The organism is Neisseria mucosa (assembly GCA_003028315.1).
In the GTDB taxonomy this organism is placed as follows: domain Bacteria; phylum Pseudomonadota; class Gammaproteobacteria; order Burkholderiales; family Neisseriaceae; genus Neisseria; species Neisseria mucosa.
Window position 1 is genome coordinate 2,404,967 of sequence record CP028150.1, and the last position, 26,815, is coordinate 2,431,781.

Consider the following 26,815-nt stretch of genomic DNA (forward strand, 5'->3'; position numbering starts at 1 on the left):
TTTTGCCCCGAACACCGCCTGAACTCCGTGTACGGCGTTTACATTTTTATAGTGGATTAACTTTAAATCAGGACAAGGCGACGAAGCCGCAGACAGTACAGATAGTACGGCAAGGCGAGGTAACGCCGTACTGGTTTAAAGTTAATCCACTATAACGAACCAATCGAACCGAAGCAGGTATTTAAGGAATTGAATTTATGAGTATGTCCCTCGCCCAAAAACTCGCCGCCGACAGCATTGCGGCGGTCGCCGAAGGGCGCAACCTTCAGGATGTGTTGGCGCAAATCCGCGCGGCGCATCCCGAGCTGACGACGCAGGAAAACGGCGCGTTGCAGGATATTGCCTACGGTTGCCAGCGTTATTTGGGCAGCTTGAAACATATGCTCGCGCAGATGCTGAAAAAGCCGATTGACAATCCGCAGCTTGAAAGCCTGCTTTTGGCGGCGATGTACCAACTGCATTACACGCGCAACGCGCCTCATGCGGTGGTCAATGAGGCGGTCGAGAGTATCGCGAAAATCGGGCGCGGGCAGTACCGTTCGTTTGCCAACGCGATTTTGCGGCGTTTTTTGCGTGAACGCGACAAGCTCGCGGCTTCGTGCAAAAAAGACGATGTGGCGAAACACAACCTGCCGTTGTGGTGGGTGGCATACCTGAAAAACCATTATCCGAAACACTGGCACAACATCACCACCGCGCTGCAATCGCATCCGCCGATGACGCTGCGGGTCAACCGCCGCCACGGCAATGCCGAATCGTATTTGGAAAAGCTGGCGGCGGAAGGTATTGCGGCTAAGGCGTTGGACGAATATGCGGTTACGTTGGAAGAAGCTGTGCCGGTGAACCGGCTGCCCGGTTTTGCCGAAGGGCTGGTGTCGGTGCAGGATTTCGGGGCGCAGCAGGCGGCGTATCTGTTAAACCCTAAAGACGGCGAACGGATTTTGGACGCGTGCGCCGCGCCGGGCGGGAAGACGGGGCATATGTTGGAACTGGCGGATTGTCATGTAACCGCTTTGGACATAGACGAAGGTCGTCTGAAAAGGGTGAAGGACAATCTCGACCGCTTGGGGTTTCAGACGACCGCTCTGGCTTGCGCCGATGCGCAGGACTTGGCGGCGTGGTATGATGGAAAGCCTTTCGAGGCCATCCTTGCCGACGTGCCGTGTACCGCTTCGGGTGTGGCGCGGCGCAATCCCGACGTGAAATGGCTGCGCCGTCCGACCGATGCCGCCAAAACCGCCCGTCAGCAGGAGTCATTGCTGGACGCGCTTTGGCAAACCCTGACGAAAAACGGCAGAATGCTGCTTGCCACCTGCTCGGTGTTCGTCGAAGAAAACGACGTTCAGTTGCAAAAATTCCTCAACCGCCACGCCGATGCCGAGCTGATCGAGTCGCGTGTGCTTTTACCGAACAAACATCAAGATGGCTTTTATTACGCGCTTATCAAAAAGCAGTAAACGGCTGTTTGGAACGCTGTTGCTCGCCCTGTCGCTGAATGCGGCGGCGGAGGGTATCAGCGTGACCCGCTCCGAGGCGAAGCTGACCGAGACCGGCCAGCTTTCCGTCAGCAGCCGTTTCCGCACCGATTTGCCCGACCAGCTCAAACAGGCGCTCCGGCAGGGCGTGCCGTTGAATTTCACTTTGAGCTGGCAGCTTTCTGCGCCTTCCATGCCGTCTTACCGCTTCAAGTTTGACCAGCTGCTCAACAGCGACAACACCATCCACTACAAACTTTCCTTCCATCCGCTGACCAACCGCTACCGCATAACCGTCGGCACGTTTTCCACCGAATACGACACGCTCGAGACCGCCTTGCGCGGCGTAGGGGCGGTCGCCAACTGGAAAGTGCTGTCCAAAGGCGCGTTAAGCGGCGTCGCAGCGAAAGACACACAAGCCGAAATCCGCCTGCTGCTCTCGACGGCGAAGCTGCCTAAACCCTTCCAAATCAACGCATTGACTTCTAAAAACTGGCACTTGGATTCCGGCTGGAAGTCTCTGACCATCTCTCAGGAGTAAACCATGCGCCGCTTTCTCCTGATTGCCGTGTTGGCGGCGGTGGGACTGCTCTACGGACTGACCATTGCAACGGGCAGCACCAGCCCGCTGGCGGAATATTTCTGGTGGATTATCGCCCTGTGTGCGCTGCTCATGCTGGTGTTGGCGTCGGTTTTGACGCGCTACGTCCTGCTCCTCATGCGCGACAAAAGCAAGGGCGTGTTCGGTTCGCAGATTGCGCGGCGGCTGTCGGGGATGTTTACGCTGGTGGCGGTATTGCCGGGCGTGTTTTTGTTCGGCATTTCCGCGCAGTTCATCAACGGTACGATTAATTCGTGGTTCGGCAACGATACCCACGAAGCCCTTGAGCGTAGCCTGAGCCTGAGTAAATCCGCATTGAATCTGGCGGTGGACAACGCCGTCAGCAACGCCACGCCGGTGCAAATCGACCTGATCAGCACCGCGTCTGTGGACGGCGATTTGGGCAAGGCGCTGAAAAGTGCCGCCAAATCGGGCGGCTTTACCCAGCTTTCGCTCTACGACGTCAAAACCCATAAAACCGAGAAAAGTGTCAATCCGCTGAAACTAAACCAACCCGAACTCGACAAAGAAGGATGGGAGAAGCTGGAGCAGACCGGCTCGATACGCAGTTTGGAAAACATAGAAAATGTCTTGTACGCGCAAGGCTGGATGCTCATCGGCGCGCACAACGGACGTGATTACGCCTTGTTTTTCCGCCAGCCCATCCCGCAGGATGTGGCGCAAGACGCGACGCTGATTGAAGCGGCGCGGGCGAAATACGCCGAATTGAGCTACACCAAACAAGGCCTGCAAACCTTCTTCTTGGCGACTTTGCTGGTCGCCGCGCTGTTGGCGATTTTCCTTGCCTTGGTGATGGCGCTGTATTTCGCCCGCCGCTTCGTCGAGCCGGTATTGTCGTTGGCAGAAGGCGCAAGGGCGGTGGCGCAGGGCGATTTCAGCCAGAAACGCCCCGTGTTCCGCAACGACGAATTCGGCAGGTTGACCCAGTTGTTCAACCACATGACCGAACAGCTTGCCATCGCCAAAGAAGCCGACGAGAACAACCGCCTGCGCGAAGAAGCGGCGCGCCACTATCTCGAATGCGTGTTGGAAAGTTTGACCACGGGCGTGATTACCTTAGATGCCGAAGGTCGTCTGAAAACCTTCAACAAAGCCGCCGAACGGATTTTGGGCATTGAATTGGTGCCGCTGTGGGGCAGCAACTGGCACGACTGGCGCGGACAATCGCCGCAGCAGACCCTGCTTGCCGAAGTGTTTGCCGCCATTGAAGAAACCGCCAATGCCGCCAAGCCCGTCCAAGTCGAATACGCCGCCCCCGACGATGCGCGCATTCTCTTGGGTAAAGCCACCATCCTGCCCGACGACAACGACAACGGCGTGGTGATGGTGATCGACGACATCACCGTCCTCATCCGCGCCCAAAAAGAAGCCGCTTGGGGCGAAGTGGCGAAACGGCTGGCGCATGAAATCCGCAATCCGCTCACGCCTATCCAACTTTCCGCCGAGAGATTGGCATGGAAATTGCATGATAAATTGGACGAACAACACGCCCAAATCCTCAGCCGTTCGACCGACACCATCGTCAAACAGGTGGCGGCATTGAAAGAAATGGTCGAAGCCTTCCGCAATTACGCCCGCGCGCCGTCGCTGAATTTTGAAAAACAGGATTTGAACCGCTTGGTTGAAGAAGTGTTGCTGCTGTACGAAGGCGGGGCGTGCCGCTTTGTTCCGAACTTGTCCGACAAGCCGCAGCCGATTTCCGCCGATACCACCGCCATGCGGCAGGTATTGCACAATATTTTCAAAAACGCGGCGGAAGCAGCGGAAGAGGCGGAAGTTCCGCAAGTGAATGTGAGCGTCGGCGAAGATAACGACGGACAGGTTTTATTGACCGTTTGCAACAACGGCAAAGGTTTCAGCAAGGAAATGCTGCATAATGCCTTCGAGCCGTATGTAACCGACAAGCCGACAGGTACGGGACTGGGATTGCCCGTTGTGAAGAAAATCATCGAAGAGCACGGCGGCCGCATCAGCCTGAGCAATCAGAACGAAGGCGGCGCGTGTGTGAAAATAGCCTTACCCCGATTGGTAGAAACTTATGCGTAGCAGTGATATTTTGATTGTAGATGACGAAGTAGGTATCCGCGACTTGCTCTCGGAAATCCTCCAAGACGAAGGTTATTCCGTGGCTTTGGCGGAGAACGCCGAAGAGGCGCGCCAACTGCGCCACCAGACCCGTCCCGCCATGGTTTTGTTGGACATCTGGATGCCCGACTGCGACGGCATCACCCTGCTCAAAGAGTGGGCGAAAAACGGACAGCTCAACATGCCCGTAGTGATGATGAGCGGACACGCCAGCATCGACACCGCCGTCGAAGCCACCAAAATCGGCGCGCTCGATTTTCTGGAAAAACCGATTGCCCTGCAAAAGCTGCTCTCTACCGTCGACCGCGCCCTCAAACACGGCGAAATGCAGATGGCGGCGGGCTTGTCCTTCGACAAACTCGGCAACAGCCCCGTCATTCAGGAATTCAAGCAGCAGCTTGAGCCTGCCGTGAAAAAAAGCGGCCCCGTGCTGCTCAGCGGCGAAACCGGTTCGCCGTTTGAAATCGTTGCCCGATATTTCCACAAAAGCGGCACGCCTTGGGTCGGACTCAGCCGCGTCGAACTCATTGCCGACGCGCCTTTGGAACTGCTGCAAAAAGCATCGGGCGGCACGCTCTATCTCGGTGATGCCGCGCAGTACAGCAAAAACATCCAAAACGGCATCAGTTTCATCCTCGGCAAGGCAGACCGTTACAACGTGCGCGTCATCGTCGCCGGCAGCCACGCCGCCGATGAAAGCCCGGCAGACGCCATCGCCGATGCCAAGTTGTCCGAACTGCTTTCCGGCAACGTCATCAGCATCCCGCCGTTGCGCAGCCAATCCGAAGACATCGCCTTCTTGGTTAACCAAGTCATGACCGAATTGGCGGACAGCGAAAAAATCCAGCCCGTCAAATTCAGCAACGGCTCGCTGACCGTCCTCTGCCAATACAACTGGCCGGGCAATTTCGACCAACTCCGCAGCGTCGTGAAAAACCTGATGCTGGAAGCGGACGGACAGGAAGTCCACGAGCAGGCGGTCGTTGCCGCATTGGGGCAAAAACGGGCGACGGTCGCCACCGAAATCGTCGGCGGTTTCAACTTCAATATGCCTTTGCGCGAACTGCGTGAAGAATTGGAACGCCGCTATTTCGAGTACCACATCGCCCAAGAAGGGCAAAACATGAGCCGCGTCGCCCAAAAAGTCGGCCTGGAGCGCACGCACCTCTACCGCAAACTCAAACAATTAGGCATCAGCGTTTCCCGCCGCAGTGCAGCGGAAAAAGCAGAAGAGTAGGGCGGTAGTAGGATAAGAGGTCGTCTGAAAGCATACGGCACGCTGCGGTATGTTTTCAGACGACCTTGTTTGCCATCAAGCCGCCCGTTTTTGCCGTAGAGCCGACTCACTTTTGACACAATGGGCGACAACCATTCAAATGACAGATTTTCCTGCCGTATCGTGTAGAATATAAAAATATTACAAAAGTTACTAACGGGCTGCCGGCTGTTTGGCAGCATCCGCATGACGGTGAACAGACATGAAACCGGAAGCAGGTGCGGGAACGCCGTATCGGTTTAAAGTTCGCCGGCTTTATCGTTAAATACTGACATTTATCCGTTTTCAGACGACCTCCCGAACAAAGGTCGTCTGAAAACAACAAGGGGACACAATTGATGACGGAAAACGACCGCCTTGCCTGGCTGCAACTGGCGTTTACGCCTTATGTCGGCGCGGAGGGCTTCTTGCTCCTGCTGCAACGTTTCGGCAGCGCGAAAGCCGCGCTGGATGCTCCTGTGGAGCAAATTGCCACGATAGTGCGCCACAAGCAGGCAGCCGAATCTTGGCGCAACGGTGAAAAACGGGCGTTGGCGCAAAAGGCTGCGGAAGCGGCGTTGCAATGGGAAAAGCAGGACGGCTGCCGTTTGTTGCTGCTGCAAGATGATGATTTTCCCGAAATGCTGACGCAGGGCATTACCGCGCCGCCGGTTTTGTTCTTGCGCGGTAACGTGCAACTGCTGCACAAACCTTCCGCCGCCATCGTCGGCAGCCGCCATGCCACACCGCAGGCGATGCGGATTGCCAAAGATTTCGGCAGGGCGTTGAGTGAACAGGATATTCCCGTCGTGTCGGGTATGGCTTCGGGTATCGACACCGCCGCCCATCAAGGCGCGTTGCAGGCGGGCGGCGGCACCATCGCCGTATGGGGGACGGGCATAGACCGCATTTACCCGCCGTCCAATAAAAACCTTGCCTATGAAATCGCCGAAAAAGGATTGATTGTCAGCGAGTTTCCTCTGGATACGCGCCCGTTTGCGGGCAACTTCCCGCGCCGCAACCGCCTGATTGCCGCGTTGTCGCAGGTTACGCTAGTGGTCGAGGCCGCGTTGGAATCCGGTTCGCTGATTACTGCCAAGCTGGCGGCGGAGATGGGGCGGGAGGTGATGGCGGTGCCCGGTTCGATAGACAATCCGCACAGCAAAGGCTGCCACAAGCTGATTAAAGACGGCGCGAAACTGGTGGAATGTTTGGACGACATCCTTCACGAATGTCCGGGGCTATTGCAAAATGCGGCAGTTCCATCATATTCTATAAATAAGAAAAACAAAAAAATGGAAAAACGCACTGCCGTCGGAGAGGCGTCGTCTGAACCTGTTTTGCCGTTTTCAGACGACCTTGATGTCCGAAAACATTCGGCACCAGCCAATACGGTTGCCGCGCCGACAGCGGAAGACGAGCTGCTGGACGCCATGGGTTACGACCCCGTGCATCCCGATATATTGGCGCAGCAAACCGCATGGGCGGCGGCAGACGTTTACGCCCGACTGCTGGAATACGAACTCGACGGCATCGTCGCCGCCTTGCCGGGCGGACGCTATCAGCGCATAAAAGCATAATCGATTCATTCATTAAGGAACCAGCATGACAGAAGTCATCGCCTATCTCATCGAACACTTCCAAGATTTCGACAACTGCCCGCCGCCGGAGGATTTGGGCCGCCTGTTGGAAGATGCGGGTTTTGACGTAACGGAAATCGGCAATACGCTGATGATGATGGAAGTGTTGTTCAATACGTCCGAATTCGCCGCCGCGCCGTTCGACAGCCATGCCCTGCGCGTGTATTGCAACGAGGAAGTGGAAAACTTGCCGCAGGAAGTCATGGGGCTGATGCAGTATCTGGTTGCCGAACGCGCCATCACTTACGAGCAGCGCGAAATCGTCATCCACGCCCTGATGCACATCCCGCCCGAAGAAATCACGCTCGATACGGCGAAAGTGCTGGTGTTGCTCTTGTTGTGGGCGCACACAAGCGAATTGCCCGTCTTAATCGGCGATGACCTGATGGGCGCGCTCAACGGCAAAGCGACCATGCATTAAACCTTTTCAGACGACCTTTTGACGCAGCTTGTTCAGAAAGGTCGTCTGAAACGCATCATCCAATACATTAAAAGAGAACAAACAATGGCGAAAAACCTCTTAATCGTCGAATCACCGTCCAAAGCCAAAACCCTGAAAAAATACCTTGGCGGCGATTTCGAAATTCTGGCCTCCTACGGCCACGTCCGCGACCTCGTCCCCAAAAACGGTGCCGTCGATCCCGAACACGACTTCGCCATGAAATACGAGCTGATCAAACGCAACGCCAAACACGTCGATGCTATTGTTGCCGGAGCCAAAGAAGCCGAAAACATCTACCTCGCAACCGACCCGGATAGGGAAGGCGAAGCGATTTCCTGGCATCTTTTTGAAATCCTCAAATCCAAACGCGGCCTGAAAAACATCAAGCCGCAGCGTGTCGTGTTCCACGAAATCACCAAAAACGCCGTGCTCGACGCCGTCGCCAACCCGCGCGAAATTGAAATGGACTTGGTCGATGCGCAACAAGCCCGCCGCGCTTTGGACTATCTGGTCGGTTTCAACCTCTCGCCATTGTTGTGGAAAAAAATCCGCCGCGGTTTGAGCGCGGGCCGTGTGCAAAGTCCCGCCCTGCGTTTGATTTGCGAACGCGAAAACGAAATCCGTGCCTTTGAAGCGCAGGAATATTGGACGGTGCATCTCGACAGCCACAAAGGCCGCAGCAAGTTCACCGCCAAACTCGCCCAATACAACGGCGCGAAACTCGAACAATTCGACCTGCCGAACGAAGCCGCGCAAGCCGACGTGTTGAAAGAACTCGAAGGCAAAGAGGCAGTCGTTACCGCCATCGAAAAGAAAAAGCGCAGCCGCAATCCCGCCGCGCCGTTCACCACTTCTACCATGCAGCAGGATGCCGTACGCAAACTCGGCTTCACCACCGACCGCACCATGCGTACCGCCCAGCAGCTTTACGAAGGTATAGACGTAGGGCAGGGCGCCATCGGTCTGATTACCTATATGCGTACCGACAGCGTGAATTTGGCCGATGAAGCGTTAACCGAAATCCGCCATTACATCGAAAACAAAATCGGCAAAGAATATCTGCCGAGTGCCGCCAAACAATACAAAACCAAATCCAAAAACGCTCAAGAAGCCCACGAGGCGATCCGTCCGACTTCCGTGTACCGTACGCCCGAAAGCGTCAAACCCTTCTTGAGCGCAGACCAGTTCAAACTCTATCAAATGATTTGGCAGCGCACCGTCGCCTGTCAGATGACGCCCGCCAAATTCGACCAAACCACCGTCGATATTGCCGTCGGCAAAGGCGTATTCCGCGTAACCGGACAAGTGCAAACCTTCGCAGGCTTCCTCAGCGTTTACGAAGAAAGCAGCGACGATGAAGAAGGCGAAGACAGCAAAAAACTACCCGAAATGAGCGAAGGCGATAAATTGCCCGTGGACAAACTCTACGGCGAACAACACTTCACCACCCCGCCGCCGCGCTACAACGAAGCTACATTGGTTAAAGCCCTCGAAGAATACGGCATCGGCCGCCCCTCGACCTACGCCAGCATCATCTCCACGCTCAAAGACCGCGAATACGTTACCCTTGAGCAAAAACGCTTCATGCCCACCGACACAGGCGACATCGTCAACAAATTCTTGACCGAACACTTCGCCCAATACGTCGACTACCACTTCACCGCCAAACTCGAAGACCAGCTCGACGAAATCGCCGACGGCAAACGCCGCTGGATTCCCGTGATGGACAAATTCTGGAAACCGTTCATCAAGCAAGTGGAAGAAAAAGAAGGCATCGAACGCGCCAAATTCACCACTCAGGAACTCGACGAAACCTGCCCGAAATGCGGCGAACACAAATTGCAAATCAAGTTCGGCAAAATGGGCCGCTTCGTCGCCTGCGCCGGCTATCCCGAGTGCAGCTACACGCGCAACGTCAACGAAACCGCCGAAGAAGCCGCCGAGCGCATCGCCAAAGCCGAAGCTGAGCAAGCCGAACTCGACGGGCGCGAATGCCCCAAATGCGGCGGACGGTTGGTGTACAAATACAGCCGCACCGGCAGCAAATTCATCGGCTGCGCCAACTACCCCAAATGCAAACACGTCGAGCCGCTGGAAAAACCGAAAGATACCGGCGTCCAATGCCCGCAATGCAAAAAAGGCAACCTCGTCGAGCGCAAATCCCGCTACGGCAAATTGTTTTACAGTTGCAGCACCTATCCCGACTGCAACTACGCCACTTGGAATCCGCCCGTCGCCGAAACCTGTCCAAAATGCGCATGGCCGGTACTGACCATCAAAACCACCAAACGCTGGGGCGTGGAAAAAGTCTGCCCGCAAAAAGAATGCGGCTGGAAAGAACAGATTGAACCACCTGCACCGAAAGAGTGAGATTAGGTCGGTTTAAAAGAGAAAAGGTCGTCTGAAAAATTTCAGACGACCTTTGCTTTTCTGTGATTGGTTTATTTGAATCCGCGTGTCGTTTTAAAGTCCGATAAAATACGGTTCATTTCTGGTTCAAATAAGGCTATGTAATCGTAAGATAGACCGCGGCTGGCGCTAGGGTGGGGCAGGCAGACGACTTCGCAATTTTCAAACGATTGGAATCTGATTTTGAAACGTTTACCGCTAAAATCTTTTTGTACTACTCGTAGCGGTTGAGTTTGTTTTCCGACAAGCTGCTCGAAGCGCGGCAATACATTTGCGCGATTAAGATAATTTGTCAGGTTGCTTCCCATGAAGAGAATCAATTTAGGGCGTAGTTTCTCAACGTGGTAGAGAAAATTATCGACGTGTTCAGGCTGGAGAAATTTGTTTGGATTGTCGATTTTGTTGCCCTGAGTAGCTGCCCAGTTGGTTTGTGCCAGGGATTTTTCAAATGCACCGCCCAATTCATTTTCGTCTAAGGGGTGTCCCCACATTTCAAACCAAATTTTTATCGTATTGTCGTAACGCCACTTTTTTGCCTGCTCACCGTAATAGAGGGATTTATTGGCAAATGTATGGTCGATTTTGTTTTCAGGGAGTTTGTATTCACCTGCTACATAAGCAGCCTCATCGGCTTTACTCCAACCCCATTCATACCCACAAATCATTAAGCCATGTTTGTCGTTGTAACCTTGGAATATACTGTTACTGAGATTCAGGTCTGACATGATAATAACCTTATATAAATATTTCACAGAGAGATACTCATTATAAATAAGTAAATGTAATTTATCTAGTTTAAGTTTAAAATGCACTTTACATGGTGAAACATAGTTCAGTATTTCATGTCGTCAAACTCAAACTGAAAAGGTCGTCTGAAAAATTTTCAGACGACCTTTTCAGTTTTATTAAGAAGAGATTTAACGCCTTGCAAAAACCAACGTGGCAAGAAAGAACAAGCTGACAATCAAAGCAACGGTTTTGCCGATCAAGGGCAGGCAAAAGACGAACCAAAGCAGACCGCGCCCCAAGTTCGGAATCAATCCCAAGTGGCGGTAATATTCGTCAAAAAAATGGGCGTGGGCGGTGAAGGCAATCACGCCGCCGATATAAACACCCAAAATAATTTTCCAAAGCGGCATTGTCAGCCATCCATATTTTCATTAAGTATTATGGCCAATAGACTGAAAAAGCGGTGGGAAAGTTCTAATGGCGGACGTAAGCGACCTTTTTATTTGAGAAAATATTTTATGATTTATAAAATTTTGTAAGTTTAGCATTATAAAAAATAAAATTTCACGATGCGCCGATTTGTTTTCATGCGGCCTTAAATGAAAAAAACGCTGCGGTATAATGGCTGCTTTGTCATTCTTTAGAGGTCGTCTGAAACTGTTGGACGATTCGTTTTAATCATGAGCAAACACAGCAAACATTCAAATCAAGTCCGTATCATCGGCGGGCAATGCAGGGGACGGAAACTGGTTTTTGCAGATGCGGACGGTCTGCGTCCAACGCCTGACAGTGTCCGCGAAAAACTTTTCAATTGGCTGGGTCAGGATTTGACCGGTCTGAATGCGTTGGATTTGTTTGCCGGAAGCGGCGCGTTGGGATTTGAGGCCGCGTCCCGTAACGCGAAGAGGGTGGTGCTGGCGGATAATAATCGCAAAACTGCCGATATGCTGCGGCAAAACGCCAGAGCATTGGGTTTGGATAAACTGGAAATCCTCAATACCGATGGCCTTGCGTATCTGCAGAGGTCGTCTGAAAAGTTTGATGTGGTCTTTTTGGATCCGCCGTTTGCGTGGCGGGATTGGGAAAATTTGTTTGCTTCTTTGAAAAACAGCTTGAAAAACGGGGCAATGGTCTATATTGAAGCAGGGGAGCTGCCCGATTTCCCCGAGTGGCTGGAGCCTTATCGCGAAGGACGGGCGGGTAAGAGCGGTTTTGTGCTCTTGCAGTTTGTCCAAGTAGCTGAATAGTAAGAGATTTGAGAATCATTACCAGGGTGTAAACATTCGCCTAAACGGATTGTTTTTGACGCGTTTGTGCTATAATCCGCGCCCAATCGGTTTTGATAATTTAAATGAAAAAGGAAAAGAAATGTCGCTCTTTATTACAGATGAGTGCATTAACTGTGACGTTTGCGAGCCGGAGTGCCCCAATGACGCCATCTCGCAAGGTGAGGAAATTTACGAAATCAACCCTAATTTGTGTACGCAGTGCGTAGGCCATTACGATGAGCCGCAATGTCAGCAGGTATGCCCCGTGGACTGCATCCTGATTGATGAAGAGCATCCGGAAACGCACGAAGAGCTGATGGCAAAATACGAAAAAATCATTCAGTTCAAATAAATTCTTTTTTAAAGCAATAAATTGAGTGATTTTAAGAAAACAAAATTAAAAAAGAACTTGACGAAAATCTGAGTCACGAATAAACTTGCGTTCTCTTTTGGTGGGATTCCCGAGCGGTCAAAGGGGGCAGACTGTAAATCTGTTGCGAGAGCTTCGAAGGTTCGAATCCTTCTCCCACCACCAAATTCCAATGTGTTGGAGCATTGATGCAGTAAGTCTGCGGGTGTAGCTCAATGGTAGAGCAGAAGCCTTCCAAGCTTACGGTGAGGGTTCGATTCCCTTCACCCGCTCCAATAGTCTATTGGCCCATGTAGCTCAGGGGTAGAGCACTCCCTTGGTAAGGGAGAGGCCGGCAGTTCAAATCTGCCCATGGGCACCAAATACCATTTTCTCAGTATTTTAAAGATAGGAAATTTGCCATGGCAAAGGAAAAATTTGAACGTAGCAAACCGCACGTAAACGTTGGCACCATCGGTCACGTTGACCATGGTAAAACCACTCTGACTGCTGCTTTGACTACTATTTTGGCTAAAAAATTCGGCGGTGCTGCAAAAGCTTACGACCAAATCGACAACGCTCCCGAAGAAAAAGCCCGCGGTATTACCATCAATACCTCACACGTAGAATACGAAACCGAAACCCGCCACTACGCACACGTAGACTGCCCGGGTCACGCCGACTACGTTAAAAACATGATTACCGGTGCCGCACAAATGGACGGCGCAATCTTGGTATGTTCTGCTGCCGACGGTCCTATGCCGCAAACCCGCGAACACATCCTGTTGGCCCGTCAAGTAGGTGTACCTTACATCATCGTGTTCATGAACAAATGCGACATGGTTGACGATGCCGAATTGTTGGAACTGGTTGAAATGGAAATCCGTGACTTGCTGTCAAGCTACGACTTCCCTGGTGACGACTGCCCGATTGTACAAGGTTCTGCACTGAAAGCCTTGGAAGGCGATGCCGCTTACGAAGAAAAAATCTTCGAACTGGCTGCCGCATTGGACAGCTACATCCCGACTCCCGAGCGTGCCGTAGACAAACCGTTCCTGTTGCCTATCGAAGACGTATTCTCCATCTCCGGTCGTGGTACAGTAGTAACCGGCCGTGTAGAGCGCGGTGTTATCCACGTTGGTGACGAGATCGAAATCGTAGGTCTGAAAGAAACCCAAAAAACCACATGTACCGGTGTTGAAATGTTCCGCAAACTGCTGGACGAAGGTCAAGCCGGTGACAACGTAGGCGTATTGCTGCGCGGTACCAAACGTGAAGAAGTGGAACGCGGTCAAGTATTGGCTAAACCGGGTACCATCACTCCGCACACCAAATTCAAAGCAGAAGTGTACGTATTGAGCAAAGAAGAGGGTGGTCGTCATACTCCGTTCTTCGCTAACTACCGTCCTCAATTCTACTTCCGTACTACCGACGTAACCGGTGCGGTTACTTTGGAAGAAGGTGTAGAAATGGTTATGCCTGGTGAGAACGTAGCCATTACTGTAGAACTGATTGCGCCTATCGCTATGGAAGAAGGTCTGCGCTTTGCGATTCGCGAAGGTGGCCGTACCGTAGGTGCAGGTGTGGTTTCTTCTATCATCGCTTAAGTTTAGAGGCCAATAGCTCAATTGGTAGAGTATCGGTCTCCAAAACCGAGGGTTGGGGGTTCGAGACCCTCTTGGCCTGCCAAATAAAAAATTAACCGGCCCTGTGCCGGTTAATTTTTTTGCATTTCTTTTTTAGTAATTAATTTAAACCATTGCATGAGTGAGATAGTGCGACTTTGATGCTGTGGTGAGTGAGTAAAGATGACTGAACATACATCTGAACATAAAGCAGAAAAGTCGGGTCAGCTTGTAACATCCGGCAATCATTCTACGCCGCCTAAGCGAGAAGGGCTGCTTTCTTATTTTAAAAACTCATGGTCTGAGTTTAAAAAAGTTGTTTGGCCTACGCGGGATGATGCAGTTAAGATGACGATCTTCGTCGTTATATTTGTAGCAATCTTGGCAGTATTTATTTACGCGGCAGACAGTGCTATTTCCTGGCTGTTTTTTGATGTGTTGTTGAAGAGGGGGTAAAAATGTCAAAACGTTGGTATGTTGTGCAGGCTTATTCCGGCTTTGAGAAAAATGTCCAGAAGACCCTAAAAGAGCGTATCGCTCGCGAAGGTATGGAAGGTTATTTCGGTCAGATTCTTGTTCCGGTTGAAGAAGTGGTCGATATTAAAAATGGTCGCAAAACCATTAGCGAGCGTAAGTTCTATCCGGGCTATGTTTTGGTCGAAATGGAAATGACTGATGACTCATGGCATTTGGTGAAAAGTACTCCTCGTGTTTCAGGCTTTATTGGTGGTACGGCAAATAAGCCTACTCCGATTTCTCAAAGAGAGGCTGATGCAATCTTGCAACAGGTTCGTTCTGGGGTTGAGAAGCCTAAACCTAAAGTTGAATTTGAAGTGGGGCAGCAAGTTCGTGTAAACGAAGGCCCTTTTGCTGACTTCAACGGTATTGTAGATGAAGTGAATTATGAGCGTAATAAATTGAGGGTTTCTGTTCAGATTTTTGGTCGTGAAACCCCGGTTGAGCTGGAGTTTGGTCAAGTTGAAAAGATTTAAGTTTTTAAATCCCTTGAAAAAAAATCTCTAAGTAAATATAATGCTGAATTCTTTTTTGGGAAGCGGAAATGGTTCCGCGTTATACCCGTTTTTAGGAGTCCTATAAGTGGCAAAGAAAATTATCGGCTATATCAAACTGCAAATTCCTGCAGGTAAAGCCAATCCATCTCCCCCAGTTGGTCCTGCTTTGGGTCAACGTGGTCTGAATATTATGGAATTCTGTAAAGCATTTAATGCTGCAACTCAAGGCATGGAGCCTGGTTTGCCGATTCCAGTTGTAATTACTGCTTTTGCGGATAAGTCATTCACTTTTGTGATGAAAACTCCTCCAGCCTCTATTCTGTTGAAAAAAGCTGCTGGTCTGCAAAAAGGTAGTTCTAATCCTCTGACAAATAAAGTGGGTAAATTGACCCGTGCTCAGTTGGAAGAAATTGCTAAAACTAAAGAACCTGATTTGACTGCTGCTGATTTGGATGCCGCTGTTCGCACTATTGCTGGTTCTGCTCGTTCAATGGGTTTGGATGTGGAGGGTGTTGTATAATGGCTAAAGTATCTAAACGCTTGAAAGCTTTGCGCTCTTCTGTTGAGGCCAATAAATTATATGCAATTGATGAAGCAATTGCTTTGGTAAAAAAAGCAGCGACTGCTAAATTTGACGAGTCTGTTGACGTATCTTTCAACTTGGGTGTTGATCCGCGTAAATCTGACCAAGTTATCCGTGGTTCAGTTGTTCTGCCTAAAGGTACCGGTAAAACAACCCGCGTAGCAGTATTTACTCAAGGTGCAAATGCTGATGCAGCTAAAGAAGCTGGTGCTGATGTTGTCGGCTTTGAAGATTTGGCTGCTGAGATCAAAGCAGGTAATCTGAACTTTGACGTTGTTATTGCTTCTCCTGATGCAATGCGCATCGTTGGTCAATTGGGTACCATCTTGGGTCCACGTGGCTTGATGCCAAACCCTAAAGTGGGTACTGTTACTCCTAATGTGGCTGAAGCAGTTAAAAATGCAAAAGCAGGTCAAGTGCAATATCGTACAGACAAAGCTGGTATCGTTCATGCAACTATCGGTCGTGCTTCATTCGCTGAGGCTGATTTGAAAGAGAACTTTGATGCATTGCTGGATGCTGTCGTTAAAGCTAAACCTGCTGCTGCTAAAGGTCAGTACCTGAAAAAAGTTGCTGTATCCAGCACTATGGGTTTAGGTGTTCGCGTTGATACATCAAGCGTGAATAACTAATCTAAGAAATTTTCAAGCAACTCAAAATAGAGTTGCTTGAATTTGGGCTACTTAGAATTAAGTAGATGTCCAAGACCGTAGGGATCGCAAGATTTAATCGTAACTGCCCTACGCAGACGGTAGTCCTGAAACACATTACAAGATTGCTTGTAAGATGTCTTTTTAGGTTACCGCGCTGGTGGGATATCATTCCGATATCCTGTTTATAAACAGTGGGAGGTAGACCTTGAGTCTCAATATTGAAACCAAGAAAGTAGCCGTAGAGGAAATCAGCGCAGCAATTGCTAACGCTCAGACTCTCGTGGTTGCTGAATATCGCGGTATCAGTGTTTCCAGTATGACTGAGCTTCGCGCTAATGCGCGTAAAGAAGGCGTTTACTTGCGCGTTCTGAAAAATACATTGGCTCGTCGTGCAGTAGAGGGTACTTCATTCGCAGCTTTGGCTGATCAAATGGTTGGTCCGTTGGTTTATGCTGCTTCTGAAGATGCTGTTGCTGCTGCTAAAGTGTTGCACCAATTCGCGAAAAAAGATGACAAAATTGTAGTTAAAGCCGGTTCTTACAATGGTGAAGTGATGAATGCTGCTCAGGTTGCTGAGTTGGCTTCTATTCCGAGCCGCGAAGAGCTGTTGTCCAAACTGTTGTTCGTTATGCAAGCTCCTGTATCAGGCTTTGCGCGCGGTTTGGCTGCTTTGGCAGAGAAAAAAGCAGGCGAAGAAGCCGCTTAATCAATTTTGTTTCTGTTAATCAATTATTTTTTAATACAATATTTGGAGTATAAATAGCATGGCTATTACTAAAGAAGACATTTTGGAAGCAGTTGGTTCTTTGACCGTAATGGAATTGAACGACTTGGTTAAAGCTTTTGAAGAAAAATTTGGCGTTTCTGCTGCTGCAGTTGCAGTTGCAGGTCCTGCTGGTGCTGGTGCTGCTGCCGCTGAAGAAAAAACTGAATTTGACGTAGTATTGGCTTCTGCCGGTGATCAAAAAGTTGGCGTGATTAAAGTAGTCCGCGCAATTACTGGTCTGGGTCTGAAAGAAGCTAAAGACATCGTTGATGGTGCACCTAAAACTCTTAAAGAAGGTGTTTCTAAAGCTGAAGCTGAAGACATCCAAAAACAATTGGAAGAAGCCGGCGCTAAAGTCGAAATCAAATAATTTGATGCTTCCTGTGAAGGCTGGCAGTTTTCTGCCAGCCTTATTTTGCTTATTGTTATTAGGCTAATTTGTTATTTACATTTATTTGCAATTTATTCGCAAGTTAAGTTTAAATAAATGTAAATAATACAAACAATAGGCGTTATTTCAGACGACCTCTTTCTTTAAAATTGCTTTTCGGAGTGTATATGAACTATTCGTTTACCGAGAAAAAACGTATCCGTAAGAGTTTTGCGAAACGAGAGAACGTATTGGACGTTCCCTTTTTGTTGGCAACACAAATTGATTCTTATGCGAAATTTCTGCAATTAGAAAATGCTTTCGATCAGCGCACTGACGATGGTCTGCAGGCTGCATTTAATTCTATTTTCCCTATCGTAAGCCACAATGGTTATGCGCGTCTGGAGTTTGTGCATTACACGTTGGGTGAGCCTTTGTTCGATATTCCTGAATGTCAATTGCGCGGAATCACTTATGCAGCCCCTTTGCGCGCGCGTATCCGACTGGTTATTTTAGACAAGGAAGCGTCTAAACCGACAGTCAAAGAAGTTCGTGAAAATGAAGTGTACATGGGCGAAATCCCATTGATGACTCCAAGTGGTTCGTTTGTCATTAACGGTACCGAGCGTGTAATTGTTTCTCAGTTGCATCGTTCTCCCGGTGTGTTCTTTGAGCATGACCGTGGTAAAACTCATTCCTCCGGTAAATTGTTGTTCTCTGCTCGAATCATTCCTTACCGTGGTTCGTGGTTGGATTTCGAATTTGACCCGAAAGATTTGCTGTATTTCCGTATCGACCGTCGCCGTAAAATGCCGGTTACGATTTTGTTGAAGGCCTTGGGCTACAACAATGAGCAGATCTTGGATATTTTCTACGATAAAGAAACGTTCTATCTGTCTGAAAATGGTGTCCAAACTGATTTGGTTGTAGGTCGTCTGAAAGGTGAAACTGCCAAAGTTGATATCTTGGATAAAGAAGGCAACGTATTGGTTGCTAAGGGTAAACGTATTACCGCAAAAAATATCCGTGATATCAGCAATGCGGGATTGACTCGTTTGGATGTGGAGCCGGAAAGCCTGATTGGCAAAGCTTTGGCCGCGGATTTGATTGACCCTGAAACGGGTGAAGTATTGGCTGTGGCCAATGATGAAATCACTGAAGAATTATTGGCAAAATTTGATATCCATGGTGTAAAACAGCTTACTACGCTTTACATTAATGAATTGGATCAGGGTGGCTACATTTCCAATACTCTGCGCACTGATGAGACTGTTGATCAGCAAGCAGCACGTGTTGCGATTTACCGCATGATGCGCCCGGGCGAACCGCCTACCGAGGAAGCAGTCGAGCAATTGTTTAACCGCTTGTTCTTCAGTGAAGACAGCTACGATTTGTCTCGCGTAGGCCGTATGAAATTCAATACGCGTACTTATGAGCAAAAATTGTCTGAAGTACAACAGCAGTCTTGGTATGGCCGTTTGTTGAACGAAACTTTCGCAGGTGCTGCCGAAAAAGGCGGTTATGTCCTGAGCGTTGAAGATATTGTTGCATCAATTGCTACTTTAGTTGAATTGCGAAACGGTCATGGCGAAGTGGACGATATCGACCACTTGGGCAATCGTCGTGTGCGTTCGGTAGGTGAGTTGACTGAAAACCAATTCCGCAGCGGTTTGGCTCGTGTGGAACGTGCCGTAAAAGAACGCTTGAATCAAGCGGAATCAGAAAACTTAATGCCGCATGATTTAATTAATGCGAAACCTGTTTCTGCTGCCATCAAAGAATTCTTCGGCTCAAGCCAATTGAGTCAGTTTATGGATCAGACCAACCCCTTGTCTGAAGTAACCCATAAGCGCCGTGTATCTGCGTTAGGCCCGGGTGGTTTGACCCGTGAACGAGCCGGTTTCGAGGTGCGAGACGTGCATCCGACTCACTATGGCCGCGTATGTCCGATTGAAACGCCTGAAGGTCCGAACATCGGTTTGATTAACTCATTGTCCGTTTATGCACGTACCAATGATTATGGTTTCTTGGAAACTCCTTATCGCCGCGTTATCGACGGCAAAGTAACCGAGGAAATCGATTACTTGTCTGCCATCGAAGAAGGCCGTTATGTGATTGCACAGGCGAATGCTGATTTGGACAAAGACGGTAATTTGATTGGTGACTTGGTAACTTGTCGTGAAAAAGGCGAAACCATTATGGCAACGCCTGACCGTGTGCAATATATGGACGTGGCAACCGGTCAAGTGGTATCCGTAGCGGCATCCCTGATTCCGTTCTTGGAACACGATGATGCGAACCGTGCATTGATGGGTGCCAACATGCAACGTCAGGCCGTACCGTGCCTGCGTCCTGAAAAACCGATGGTTGGTACCGGTATTGAGCGTTCCGTTGCCGTTGACTCTGCTACTGCAATCGTTGCCCGTCGCGGCGGTGTGGTTGAGTATGTAGATGCCAACCGTGTTGTGATTCGTGTTCATGACGATGAAGCGACTGCTGGTGAAGTGGGTGTCGATATTTACAACTTGGTTAAATTCACTCGTTCCAACCAATCTACCAACATTAACCAACGTCCTGCGGTCAAAGCCGGCGACGTTTTGCAACGCGGCGATTTGATTGCTGACGGTGCATCCACTGATTTGGGCGAATTGGCCTTGGGTCAAAACATGACCATCGCCTTCATGCCGTGGAACGGTTATAACTATGAAGACTCGATTCTGATTTCTGAAAAAGTGGCTGCGGACGACCGCTATACTTCGATTCACATTGAGGAATTGAATGTCGTTGCCCGCGATACCAAGCTGGGTGCGGAAGATATCACCCGCGATATTCCGAACTTGTCCGAGCGTATGCAAAACCGTTTGGATGAATCCGGTATCGTTTACATCGGTGCAGAAGTGGAAGCCGGCGATGTGTTGGTTGGTAAAGTAACGCCTAAAGGCGAAACCCAGTTGACTCCGGAAGAAAAACTGTTGCGCGCCATCTTCGGCGAAAAAGCATCCGACGTAAAAGACACCTCGTTGCGTATGCCTACCGGTATGAGCGGTACGGTTATCGATGTTCAAGTCTTTACCCGTGAAGGTATCCAACGCGACAAACGTGCTCAATCCATTATTGATTCTGAATTGAAACGTTACCGTCAAGATTTGGGCGATCAATTGCGTATTTTCGATAATGACGCATTCGACCGTATCGAACGTATGATTGTGGGTCAAAAAGCCAATGGTGGTCCGATGAAGCTGGCTAAAGGCAGTGAAATCACTACCGAATATTTGGCAAGCCTGTCCAGCAAACATGATTGGTTTGACATCCGTCTGGCTGACGAAGACTTGGCCAAACAGTTGGAACTGATTAAATTGAGCCTGCAACAAAAACGCGAAGAAGCGGACGAATTGTACGAAATCAAGAAGAAAAAACTGACCCAAGGCGACGAATTGCAGCCTGGCGTACAAAAAATGGTGAAAGTCTTTATCGCCATCAAACGCCGTCTGCAAGCCGGTGACAAAATGGCGGGCCGCCACGGTAATAAAGGTGTGGTATCGCGCATTCTGCCTGTGGAAGACATGCCGTACATGGCGGACGGTCGTCCCGTGGACATCGTACTGAACCCGTTGGGCGTACCTTCCCGTATGAACATCGGTCAGATTTTGGAAGTTCACTTGGGTTGGGCGGCAAAAGGTATCGGCGAGCGTATCGACCGTATGCTGAAAGAGCAACGCAAAGCCAGCGAGCTGCGCGAGTTCTTGAACAAACTCTACAACGGCAGCGGTAAGAAAGAAGATTTGGATGCCCTGACTGATGAAGAAATCATCGAACTGGCTTCCAACCTGCGTAAAGGCGCATCTTTCGCATCGCCGGTGTTTGATGGTGCGAAAGAATCTGAAATCCGCGAAATGCTGAACTTGGCTTATCCAAGCGATGATCCTGAAGTCGAAAAATTGGGCTTTAATGACAGCAAAACCCAAATCACGCTGTATGACGGACGCTCAGGCGAACCGTTTGACCGCAAGGTAACAGTAGGTGTGATGCACTATCTGAAGCTGCACCACTTGGTTGACGAAAAAATGCACGCGCGTTCTACCGGTCCGTACAGTCTGGTTACTCAACAGCCTCTGGGCGGTAAAGCTCAGTTTGGTGGCCAACGTTTCGGTGAGATGGAGGTTTGGGCGCTGGAAGCATACGGCGCAGCCTACACACTGCAAGAGATGTTGACCGTGAAGTCCGACGACGTAACAGGCCGTACCAAAATGTACGAAAACATCGTCAAAGGCGAACACAAAATCGATGCCGGTATGCCTGAGTCCTTCAACGTATTGGTTAAAGAGATTCGCTCACTGGGCTTGGATATCGATTTGGAACGTTACTAAACAGAAGTTTTCAGACGACCTCTCTAGGTCGTCTGAAAAAGCGGTTGCAGAATAAGAATGAATGAATCGAAATCTGAAAATATCAGGTCGTCTGAAACCGTAACGTACCGTTTCCAATATCGAAAATCCGCCATGCGGTAAAAATACTTCCTTCAAGGAGCAAAAATGAATTTGTTGAACTTATTTAATCCGTTGCAAACTGCCGGCATGGAAGAAGAGTTTGATGCCATCAAAATCGGCATTGCTTCTCCCGAAACCATCCGTTCATGGTCTTACGGCGAAGTTAAAAAGCCTGAAACCATCAACTATCGTACGTTCAAACCTGAGCGTGACGGTCTGTTCTGCGCCAAAATCTTTGGTCCGGTTAAAGACTACGAGTGCTTGTGCGGAAAATATAAACGCCTGAAATTTAAAGGTGTAACCTGTGAAAAATGTGGCGTGGAAGTGACTTTGTCCAAGGTGCGCCGCGAACGCATGGGTCATATCGAATTGGCTGCACCTGTGGCACACATTTGGTTCTTGAAATCCCTGCCTTCTCGTTTGGGTATGGTGTTGGACATGACTTTGCGCGACATTGAACGCGTATTGTACTTTGAAGCATTTGTTGTGACCGACCCCGGCATGACTCCGCTGCAACGCCGTCAATTGCTGACTGAAGATGACTACTACAACAAACTGGACGAATACGGCGACGATTTCGATGCCAAAATGGGTGCGGAAGGTATCCGCGAATTGTTGCGCACCTTGGATGTAGCAGGCGAAATCGAAATCCTGCGCCAAGAGCTTGAGTCGACCGGTTCTGATACCAAAATTAAAAAAATCGCCAAACGCTTGAAAGTGTTGGAAGCCTTCCATCGTTCCGGTATGAAACTGGAGTGGATGATTATGGACGTGCTGCCGGTATTGCCGCCTGATTTGCGTCCTTTGGTGCCGTTGGACGGCGGTCGTTTTGCCACTTCCGATTTGAACGATTTGTACCGTCGCGTCATCAACCGTAATAACCGTCTGAAACGCCTGCTGGAACTGCACGCTCCTGACATCATCGTCCGCAACGAAAAACGTATGTTGCAAGAAGCAGTTGACTCGCTGTTGGATAATGGCCGTCGCGGTAAAGCCATGACCGGTGCCAACAAACGTCCGCTGAAATCATTGGCAGACATGATTAAAGGTAAGGGTGGTCGTTTCCGTCAAAACCTGCTGGGTAAACGTGTGGACTACTCCGGTCGTTCCGTGATTACCGTAGGTCCATACCTGCGTCTGCACCAATGCGGTTTGCCGAAAAAAATGGCTTTGGAACTGTTCAAACCGTTCATTTTCCATAAACTGGAAAAACAAGGTCTGGCCTCTACCGTTAAAGCAGCGAAAAAATTGGTAGAACAAGAAGTACCGGAAGTATGGGACATCTTGGAGGAAGTCATCCGCGAACATCCGATTATGCTGAACCGTGCGCCGACCCTGCACCGTTTAGGTATTCAAGCGTTTGAACCCATCCTGATTGAAGGTAAAGCCATTCAGCTGCATCCGTTGGTATGTGCCGCGTTTAACGCCGACTTTGACGGTGACCAAATGGCGGTACACGTTCCATTGAGCTTGGAAGCGCAAATGGAAGCGCGCACCCTGATGCTGGCTTCAAACAACGTATTGTCTCCTGCAAACGGCGAACCGATTATCGTACCTTCCCAAGACATCGTATTGGGTCTGTACTACATGACCCGCGACCGCATCAATGCCAAAGGTGAAGGTAGCCTGTTTGCTGATGTGAAAGAAGTGCATCGTGCATACCATACCAAACAAGTTGAACTGGGTACGAAAATCACCGTACGTCTGCGCGAATGGGTGAAAAACGAAGCTGGAGAATTCGAGCCAGTCGTTACCCGTTACGAAACGACTGTCGGTCGTGCATTGTTGAGCGAAATCCTGCCTAAAGGCCTGCCGTTCGAATACATCAACAAAGCGCTGAAGAAAAAAGAAATTTCCAAGCTGATTAACGCATCGTTCCGCCTGTGCGGCTTGCGCGATACGGTTATCTTCGCCGACCACTTGATGTATACCGGTTTCGGATTCGCAGCCAAAGGCGGTATTTCCATTGCTGTTGACGACATGGAAATTCCGAAAGAAAAAGCAGCCTTGTTGGCTGAAGCCAATGCCGAGGTTAAAGAAATCGAAGACCAATACCGTCAAGGTTTGGTCACCAACGGCGAACGCTACAACAAAGTGGTGGATATTTGGGGTCGTGCCGGCGATAAAATCGCTAAAGCGATGATGGACAACTTGTCCAAGCAAAAAGTTATCGACCGTGACGGCAACGAAGTCGATCAAGAGTCATTTAACTCCATCTATATGATGGCAGACTCCGGTGCCCGTGGTTCTGCGGCTCAGATTAAACAGTTGTCCGGTATGCGTGGCTTGATGGCAAAACCAGACGGCTCGATTATTGAAACGCCGATTACCTCAAACTTCCGCGAAGGTCTGACCGTACTGCAATACTTTATTGCGACCCACGGTGCGCGTAAGGGTTTGGCGGATACCGCATTGAAAACCGCGAACTCCGGTTACCTGACCCGTCGTCTGGTAGACGTAACCCAAGACTTGGTCGTTGTTGAAGACGATTGTGGTACTTCAGACGGCTTTGTTATGAAAGCGGTCGTACAGGGCGGTGATGTGATTGAAGCATTGCGCGATCGTATTTTGGGTCGTGTTACCGCGTCTGACGTTGTCGATCCGTCAAGTGGCGAGACCTTGGTTGAAGCCGGTACGTTGTTGACGGAAAAACTGGTGGATATGATTGATCAATCCGGTGTGGATGAGGTCAAAGTCCGTACCCCGATTACTTGTAAAACCCGCCATGGCTTGTGTGCGCACTGTTACGGTCGCGACTTGGCACGCGGCAAACTGGTTAATGCCGGTGAAGCAGTCGGCGTGATTGCCGCTCAGTCTATCGGTGAACCGGGTACCCAGTTGACCATGCGTACGTTCCACATCGGTGGTGCGGCATCCCGTGCGGCAGCAGCCAGCCAAGTTGAAGCCAAATCCAACGGTACGGCACGATTCAGCAGCCAAATGCGTTATGTTGCCAACAATAAAGGCGAATTGGTTGTCATCGGCCGCTCTTGCGAAGTAGTTATCCATGATGACATCGGCCGTGAACGCGAACGCCACAAAGTGCCTTACGGTGCGATCTTGATGGTTCAAGATGGTGAAGCCATTAAAGCCGGTCAAACGTTGGCAACTTGGGATCCGCATACCCGTCCGATGATTACCGAACACGCAGGTTGGGTGAAATTCGAAAATGTTGAAGAGGGTGTAACCGTTGCCAAACAAACTGACGATGTAACCGGTTTGTCTACCTTGGTGGTTATCGACGGCAAGCGCCGTTCCGGCAGCGCATCCAAACTGCTTCGTCCTACTGTAAAACTGTTGGATGAAAATGGTCTGGAAATCTGCATTCCGGGTACCTCTACTCCGGTATCTATGGCATTCCCTGTGGGTGCAGTGATTACCGTGCGCGAAGGTCAGGAAGTTGGTAAAGGCGACGTATTGGCGCGTATCCCGCAAGCCTCTTCCAAAACCCGCGATATTACCGGTGGTCTGCCGCGCGTTGCCGAGTTGTTTGAAGCACGTGTGCCGAAAGATGCAGGTATGTTGGCAGAAATCACCGGTACCGTTTCATTCGGTAAAGAGACTAAAGGCAAACAGCGTCTGATTATCACTGATGTAGACGGCGTAGCATACGAGACTTTGATTTCCAAAGAGAAACAAATTTTGGTGCACGACGGTCAAGTGGTAAACCGTGGCGAAACCATTGTGGACGGAGCGGTAGATCCTCATGATATTCTGCGTCTGCAAGGTATCGAAGCACTGGCACGCTACATTGTTCAAGAGGTGCAAGAGGTTTACCGTCTGCAAGGTGTGAAGATTTCCGATAAACACATCGAAGTCATCATCCGTCAGATGCTGCGCCGTGTGAATATTGTCGATTCAGGTGAAACCGAATTCATTACCGGTGAGCAAGTCGAACGTGGCGATGTCATGACAGCCAATGAAAAAGCTTTGGAAGAGGGCAAAGAACCGGCACGTTACGAAAATGTATTGTTGGGTATTACCAAAGCCTCCTTGTCAACCGACAGCTTTATTTCTGCCGCATCGTTCCAAGAAACGACCCGCGTTCTGACCGAAGCCGCCATTATGGGCAAGCAAGACGAGTTGCGCGGTCTGAAAGAGAACGTAATCGTAGGTCGTCTGATTCCTGCCGGTACCGGTTTGACCTACCACCGCAGCCGCCGCCAGCAATGGCAGGAAGCAGAGCAAGAAGCTTCCGAAATCGAAGCAACAGATGAATAATCCGTAGGATGTTTGTTTAAAAGAAAACCGCAAGGCAATATCACTTGCGGTTTTCTTTTTCAGACGACCTGTGTGGATTATCAATGCCGTTGTGAAAAGTACGGTAGGAAGGGCGGCCCTTAAGAGTTGCGAACCGACTTATTTTTGATAAAGGTCGTCTGAAATAGGGAGTGCAGAGTTTGAGAACTCTTTATCCATTTCAGACGACCTCAGTTGCTAAATAGTTCTTAGTAAATACAAAATACCAACTTTTCTCTACCGTTTGCTTGACTAAACTCTTGCAATAAAAATATAATTCCACTCTTGCCGACATGGTGTCGGCAAGTATTTAACTCAACAGGACGAGAAAATATGCCAACTATCAACCAATTGGTACGCAAAGGCCGTCAAAAGCCCGTGTACGTAAACAAAGTGCCTGCACTGGAAGCCTGCCCGCAAAAACGCGGCGTGTGCACCCGTGTATACACGACTACCCCTAAAAAACCTAACTCTGCATTGCGTAAAGTATGTAAAGTTCGCCTGACCAACGGTTTTGAAGTCATTTCATACATCGGTGGTGAAGGCCACAACCTGCAAGAGCACAGCGTCGTACTGATTCGCGGCGGTCGTGTAAAAGACTTGCCGGGTGTACGTTACCACACTGTACGCGGTTCCTTGGATACTGCAGGTGTTAAAGACCGTAAACAAGCCCGTTCTAAATACGGTGCTAAGCGTCCTAAATAATTACAGGGACTTAAATAGGCACGTCGGCCGCCTAAGCTAAACAACGGCCGAGTAAGTGAATACTCTATTGGGTATTCATGGGAATTGACCCGACTGAATA

Annotated in this window: 24 protein-coding genes and 4 tRNA genes; 25 read left to right on the plus strand and 3 right to left on the minus strand. The window is 49.8% G+C overall.

Annotation, left to right across the window (positions count from 1 at the left end):
- Positions 1-197 precede the first annotated feature (197 nt).
- The 7 genes from NM96_12170 (at position 198) to NM96_12200 (ending at position 9,889) form a co-directional block, all read left to right on the plus strand.
- Positions 198-1,457 (plus strand): 16S rRNA (cytosine(967)-C(5))-methyltransferase RsmB, encoded by a 1,260-nt coding sequence (locus NM96_12170; GenBank protein ID AVR79970.1) that lies wholly within the window; start codon positions 198-200, stop codon positions 1,455-1,457.
- Positions 1,423-2,016 (plus strand): DUF4390 domain-containing protein, encoded by a 594-nt coding sequence (locus NM96_12175; GenBank protein AVR79971.1) that lies wholly within the window; start codon positions 1,423-1,425, stop codon positions 2,014-2,016. The genes NM96_12170 and NM96_12175 overlap by 35 nt, the downstream gene beginning before the upstream one ends.
- Positions 2,017-2,019: 3 nt before the next feature.
- The gene (locus tag NM96_12180) at positions 2,020-4,143 is read left to right on the plus strand and encodes a PAS domain-containing sensor histidine kinase (GenBank protein ID AVR79972.1); all 2,124 of its coding nucleotides are present in this window, start codon (positions 2,020-2,022) and stop codon (positions 4,141-4,143) included.
- Positions 4,136-5,419, plus strand: a complete 1,284-nt coding sequence (locus tag NM96_12185; protein ID AVR79973.1) for a sigma-54-dependent Fis family transcriptional regulator — start codon at positions 4,136-4,138, stop codon at positions 5,417-5,419. The genes NM96_12180 and NM96_12185 overlap by 8 nt, the downstream gene beginning before the upstream one ends.
- A gap of 377 nt (positions 5,420-5,796) precedes the next feature.
- Positions 5,797-7,017, plus strand: coding sequence for a DNA-protecting protein DprA (gene dprA, locus NM96_12190; protein ID AVR79974.1), 1,221 nt, complete (start codon positions 5,797-5,799; stop codon positions 7,015-7,017).
- A 25-nt stretch (positions 7,018-7,042) separates the two neighbouring features.
- Positions 7,043-7,498 (plus strand): DUF494 domain-containing protein, encoded by a 456-nt coding sequence (locus NM96_12195; protein ID AVR79975.1) that lies wholly within the window; start codon positions 7,043-7,045, stop codon positions 7,496-7,498.
- An 84-nt stretch (positions 7,499-7,582) separates the two neighbouring features.
- The gene (locus NM96_12200) at positions 7,583-9,889 is read left to right on the plus strand and encodes a type I DNA topoisomerase (GenBank protein AVR79976.1); all 2,307 of its coding nucleotides are present in this window, start codon (positions 7,583-7,585) and stop codon (positions 9,887-9,889) included.
- A 71-nt stretch (positions 9,890-9,960) separates the two neighbouring features.
- Here NM96_12200 and NM96_12205 read toward each other — a convergent pair whose 3' ends face one another.
- Together NM96_12205 and NM96_12210 are read right to left on the minus strand one after the other, a co-directional pair.
- Complete coding sequence (locus NM96_12205) at positions 9,961-10,656, minus strand: hypothetical protein (GenBank protein ID AVR80344.1); 696 nt, start codon at positions 10,654-10,656, stop codon at positions 9,961-9,963.
- Between the two features lie 189 nt (positions 10,657-10,845).
- Positions 10,846-11,067 carry a hypothetical protein gene (locus NM96_12210; GenBank protein AVR79977.1) on the minus strand — a complete coding sequence of 74 codons (222 nt, stop codon included), beginning with the start codon at positions 11,065-11,067 and terminating at the stop codon, positions 10,846-10,848.
- On the opposite strand from NM96_12210, the gene NM96_12215 reads away from it, so the two are divergent.
- The 16 genes from NM96_12215 (at position 10,975) to rpoB (ending at position 21,651) form a co-directional block, all read left to right on the plus strand.
- On the plus strand, positions 10,975-11,196 hold the full coding sequence (locus NM96_12215; GenBank protein ID AVR80345.1) for a hypothetical protein: 222 nt from the start codon (positions 10,975-10,977) through the stop codon (positions 11,194-11,196). The genes NM96_12210 and NM96_12215 overlap by 93 nt on opposite strands.
- A gap of 141 nt (positions 11,197-11,337) precedes the next feature.
- Positions 11,338-11,904 carry a 16S rRNA (guanine(966)-N(2))-methyltransferase RsmD gene (gene rsmD / locus NM96_12220; GenBank protein AVR79978.1) on the plus strand — a complete coding sequence of 189 codons (567 nt, stop codon included), beginning with the start codon at positions 11,338-11,340 and terminating at the stop codon, positions 11,902-11,904.
- Positions 11,905-12,025: 121 nt separating this feature from the next.
- Positions 12,026-12,277, plus strand: coding sequence for a ferredoxin (locus NM96_12225; GenBank protein ID AVR79979.1), 252 nt, complete (start codon positions 12,026-12,028; stop codon positions 12,275-12,277).
- Positions 12,278-12,376: 99 nt separating this feature from the next.
- Positions 12,377-12,460 (plus strand) — tRNA-Tyr (locus NM96_12230).
- 36 nt (positions 12,461-12,496) lie between these two features.
- Positions 12,497-12,570: transfer RNA gene (locus tag NM96_12235), tRNA-Gly, on the plus strand.
- Positions 12,571-12,581: 11 nt separating this feature from the next.
- Positions 12,582-12,656, plus strand: a tRNA-Thr gene (locus NM96_12240).
- A 40-nt stretch (positions 12,657-12,696) separates the two neighbouring features.
- Complete coding sequence (tuf, locus tag NM96_12245; GenBank protein ID AVR79980.1) at positions 12,697-13,881, plus strand: elongation factor Tu; 1,185 nt, start codon at positions 12,697-12,699, stop codon at positions 13,879-13,881.
- 6 nt (positions 13,882-13,887) lie between these two features.
- A tRNA-Trp gene (locus NM96_12250) sits at positions 13,888-13,963 on the plus strand.
- 119 nt (positions 13,964-14,082) lie between these two features.
- A complete protein-coding gene (gene secE, locus NM96_12255; protein AVR79981.1) occupies positions 14,083-14,355 on the plus strand; it encodes a preprotein translocase subunit SecE in 273 nt (90 codons plus the stop codon).
- Between the two features lie 2 nt (positions 14,356-14,357).
- Positions 14,358-14,891 (plus strand): transcription termination/antitermination protein NusG, encoded by a 534-nt coding sequence (locus NM96_12260; protein ID AVR79982.1) that lies wholly within the window; start codon positions 14,358-14,360, stop codon positions 14,889-14,891.
- Positions 14,892-14,997: 106 nt separating this feature from the next.
- Positions 14,998-15,432 (plus strand): 50S ribosomal protein L11, encoded by a 435-nt coding sequence (gene rplK / locus NM96_12265; protein AVR79983.1) that lies wholly within the window; start codon positions 14,998-15,000, stop codon positions 15,430-15,432.
- On the plus strand, positions 15,432-16,127 hold the full coding sequence (locus NM96_12270) for a 50S ribosomal protein L1 (GenBank protein ID AVR79984.1): 696 nt from the start codon (positions 15,432-15,434) through the stop codon (positions 16,125-16,127). The genes rplK and NM96_12270 overlap by 1 nt, the downstream gene beginning before the upstream one ends.
- A gap of 65 nt (positions 16,128-16,192) precedes the next feature.
- Complete coding sequence (locus NM96_12275; GenBank protein AVR79985.1) at positions 16,193-16,336, plus strand: hypothetical protein; 144 nt, start codon at positions 16,193-16,195, stop codon at positions 16,334-16,336.
- A gap of 17 nt (positions 16,337-16,353) precedes the next feature.
- Entirely contained in the window at positions 16,354-16,854 is a 501-nt protein-coding gene (locus NM96_12280) for a 50S ribosomal protein L10 (GenBank protein AVR79986.1), read from the plus strand.
- Between the two features lie 58 nt (positions 16,855-16,912).
- Positions 16,913-17,284, plus strand: a complete 372-nt coding sequence (locus tag NM96_12285; GenBank protein ID AVR79987.1) for a 50S ribosomal protein L7/L12 — start codon at positions 16,913-16,915, stop codon at positions 17,282-17,284.
- A gap of 188 nt (positions 17,285-17,472) precedes the next feature.
- On the plus strand, positions 17,473-21,651 hold the full coding sequence (gene rpoB, locus NM96_12290) for a DNA-directed RNA polymerase subunit beta (protein AVR79988.1): 4,179 nt from the start codon (positions 17,473-17,475) through the stop codon (positions 21,649-21,651).
- Here the strand turns inward: rpoB and NM96_12295 are convergent.
- A complete protein-coding gene (locus tag NM96_12295) occupies positions 21,616-21,768 on the minus strand; it encodes a histidine kinase (protein AVR80346.1) in 153 nt (50 codons plus the stop codon). The two genes, rpoB and NM96_12295, sit on opposite strands and share 36 nt — an antisense overlap.
- A 48-nt stretch (positions 21,769-21,816) precedes the next feature.
- Here NM96_12295 and rpoC point away from each other — a divergent pair, with 48 nt between their 5' ends.
- On the plus strand, positions 21,817-25,992 hold the full coding sequence (gene rpoC / locus NM96_12300; protein ID AVR79989.1) for a DNA-directed RNA polymerase subunit beta': 4,176 nt from the start codon (positions 21,817-21,819) through the stop codon (positions 25,990-25,992).
- Between the two features lie 351 nt (positions 25,993-26,343).
- The gene (locus tag NM96_12305; protein ID AVR79990.1) at positions 26,344-26,715 is read left to right on the plus strand and encodes a 30S ribosomal protein S12; all 372 of its coding nucleotides are present in this window, start codon (positions 26,344-26,346) and stop codon (positions 26,713-26,715) included.
- Positions 26,716-26,815: the final 100 nt, after the last annotated feature.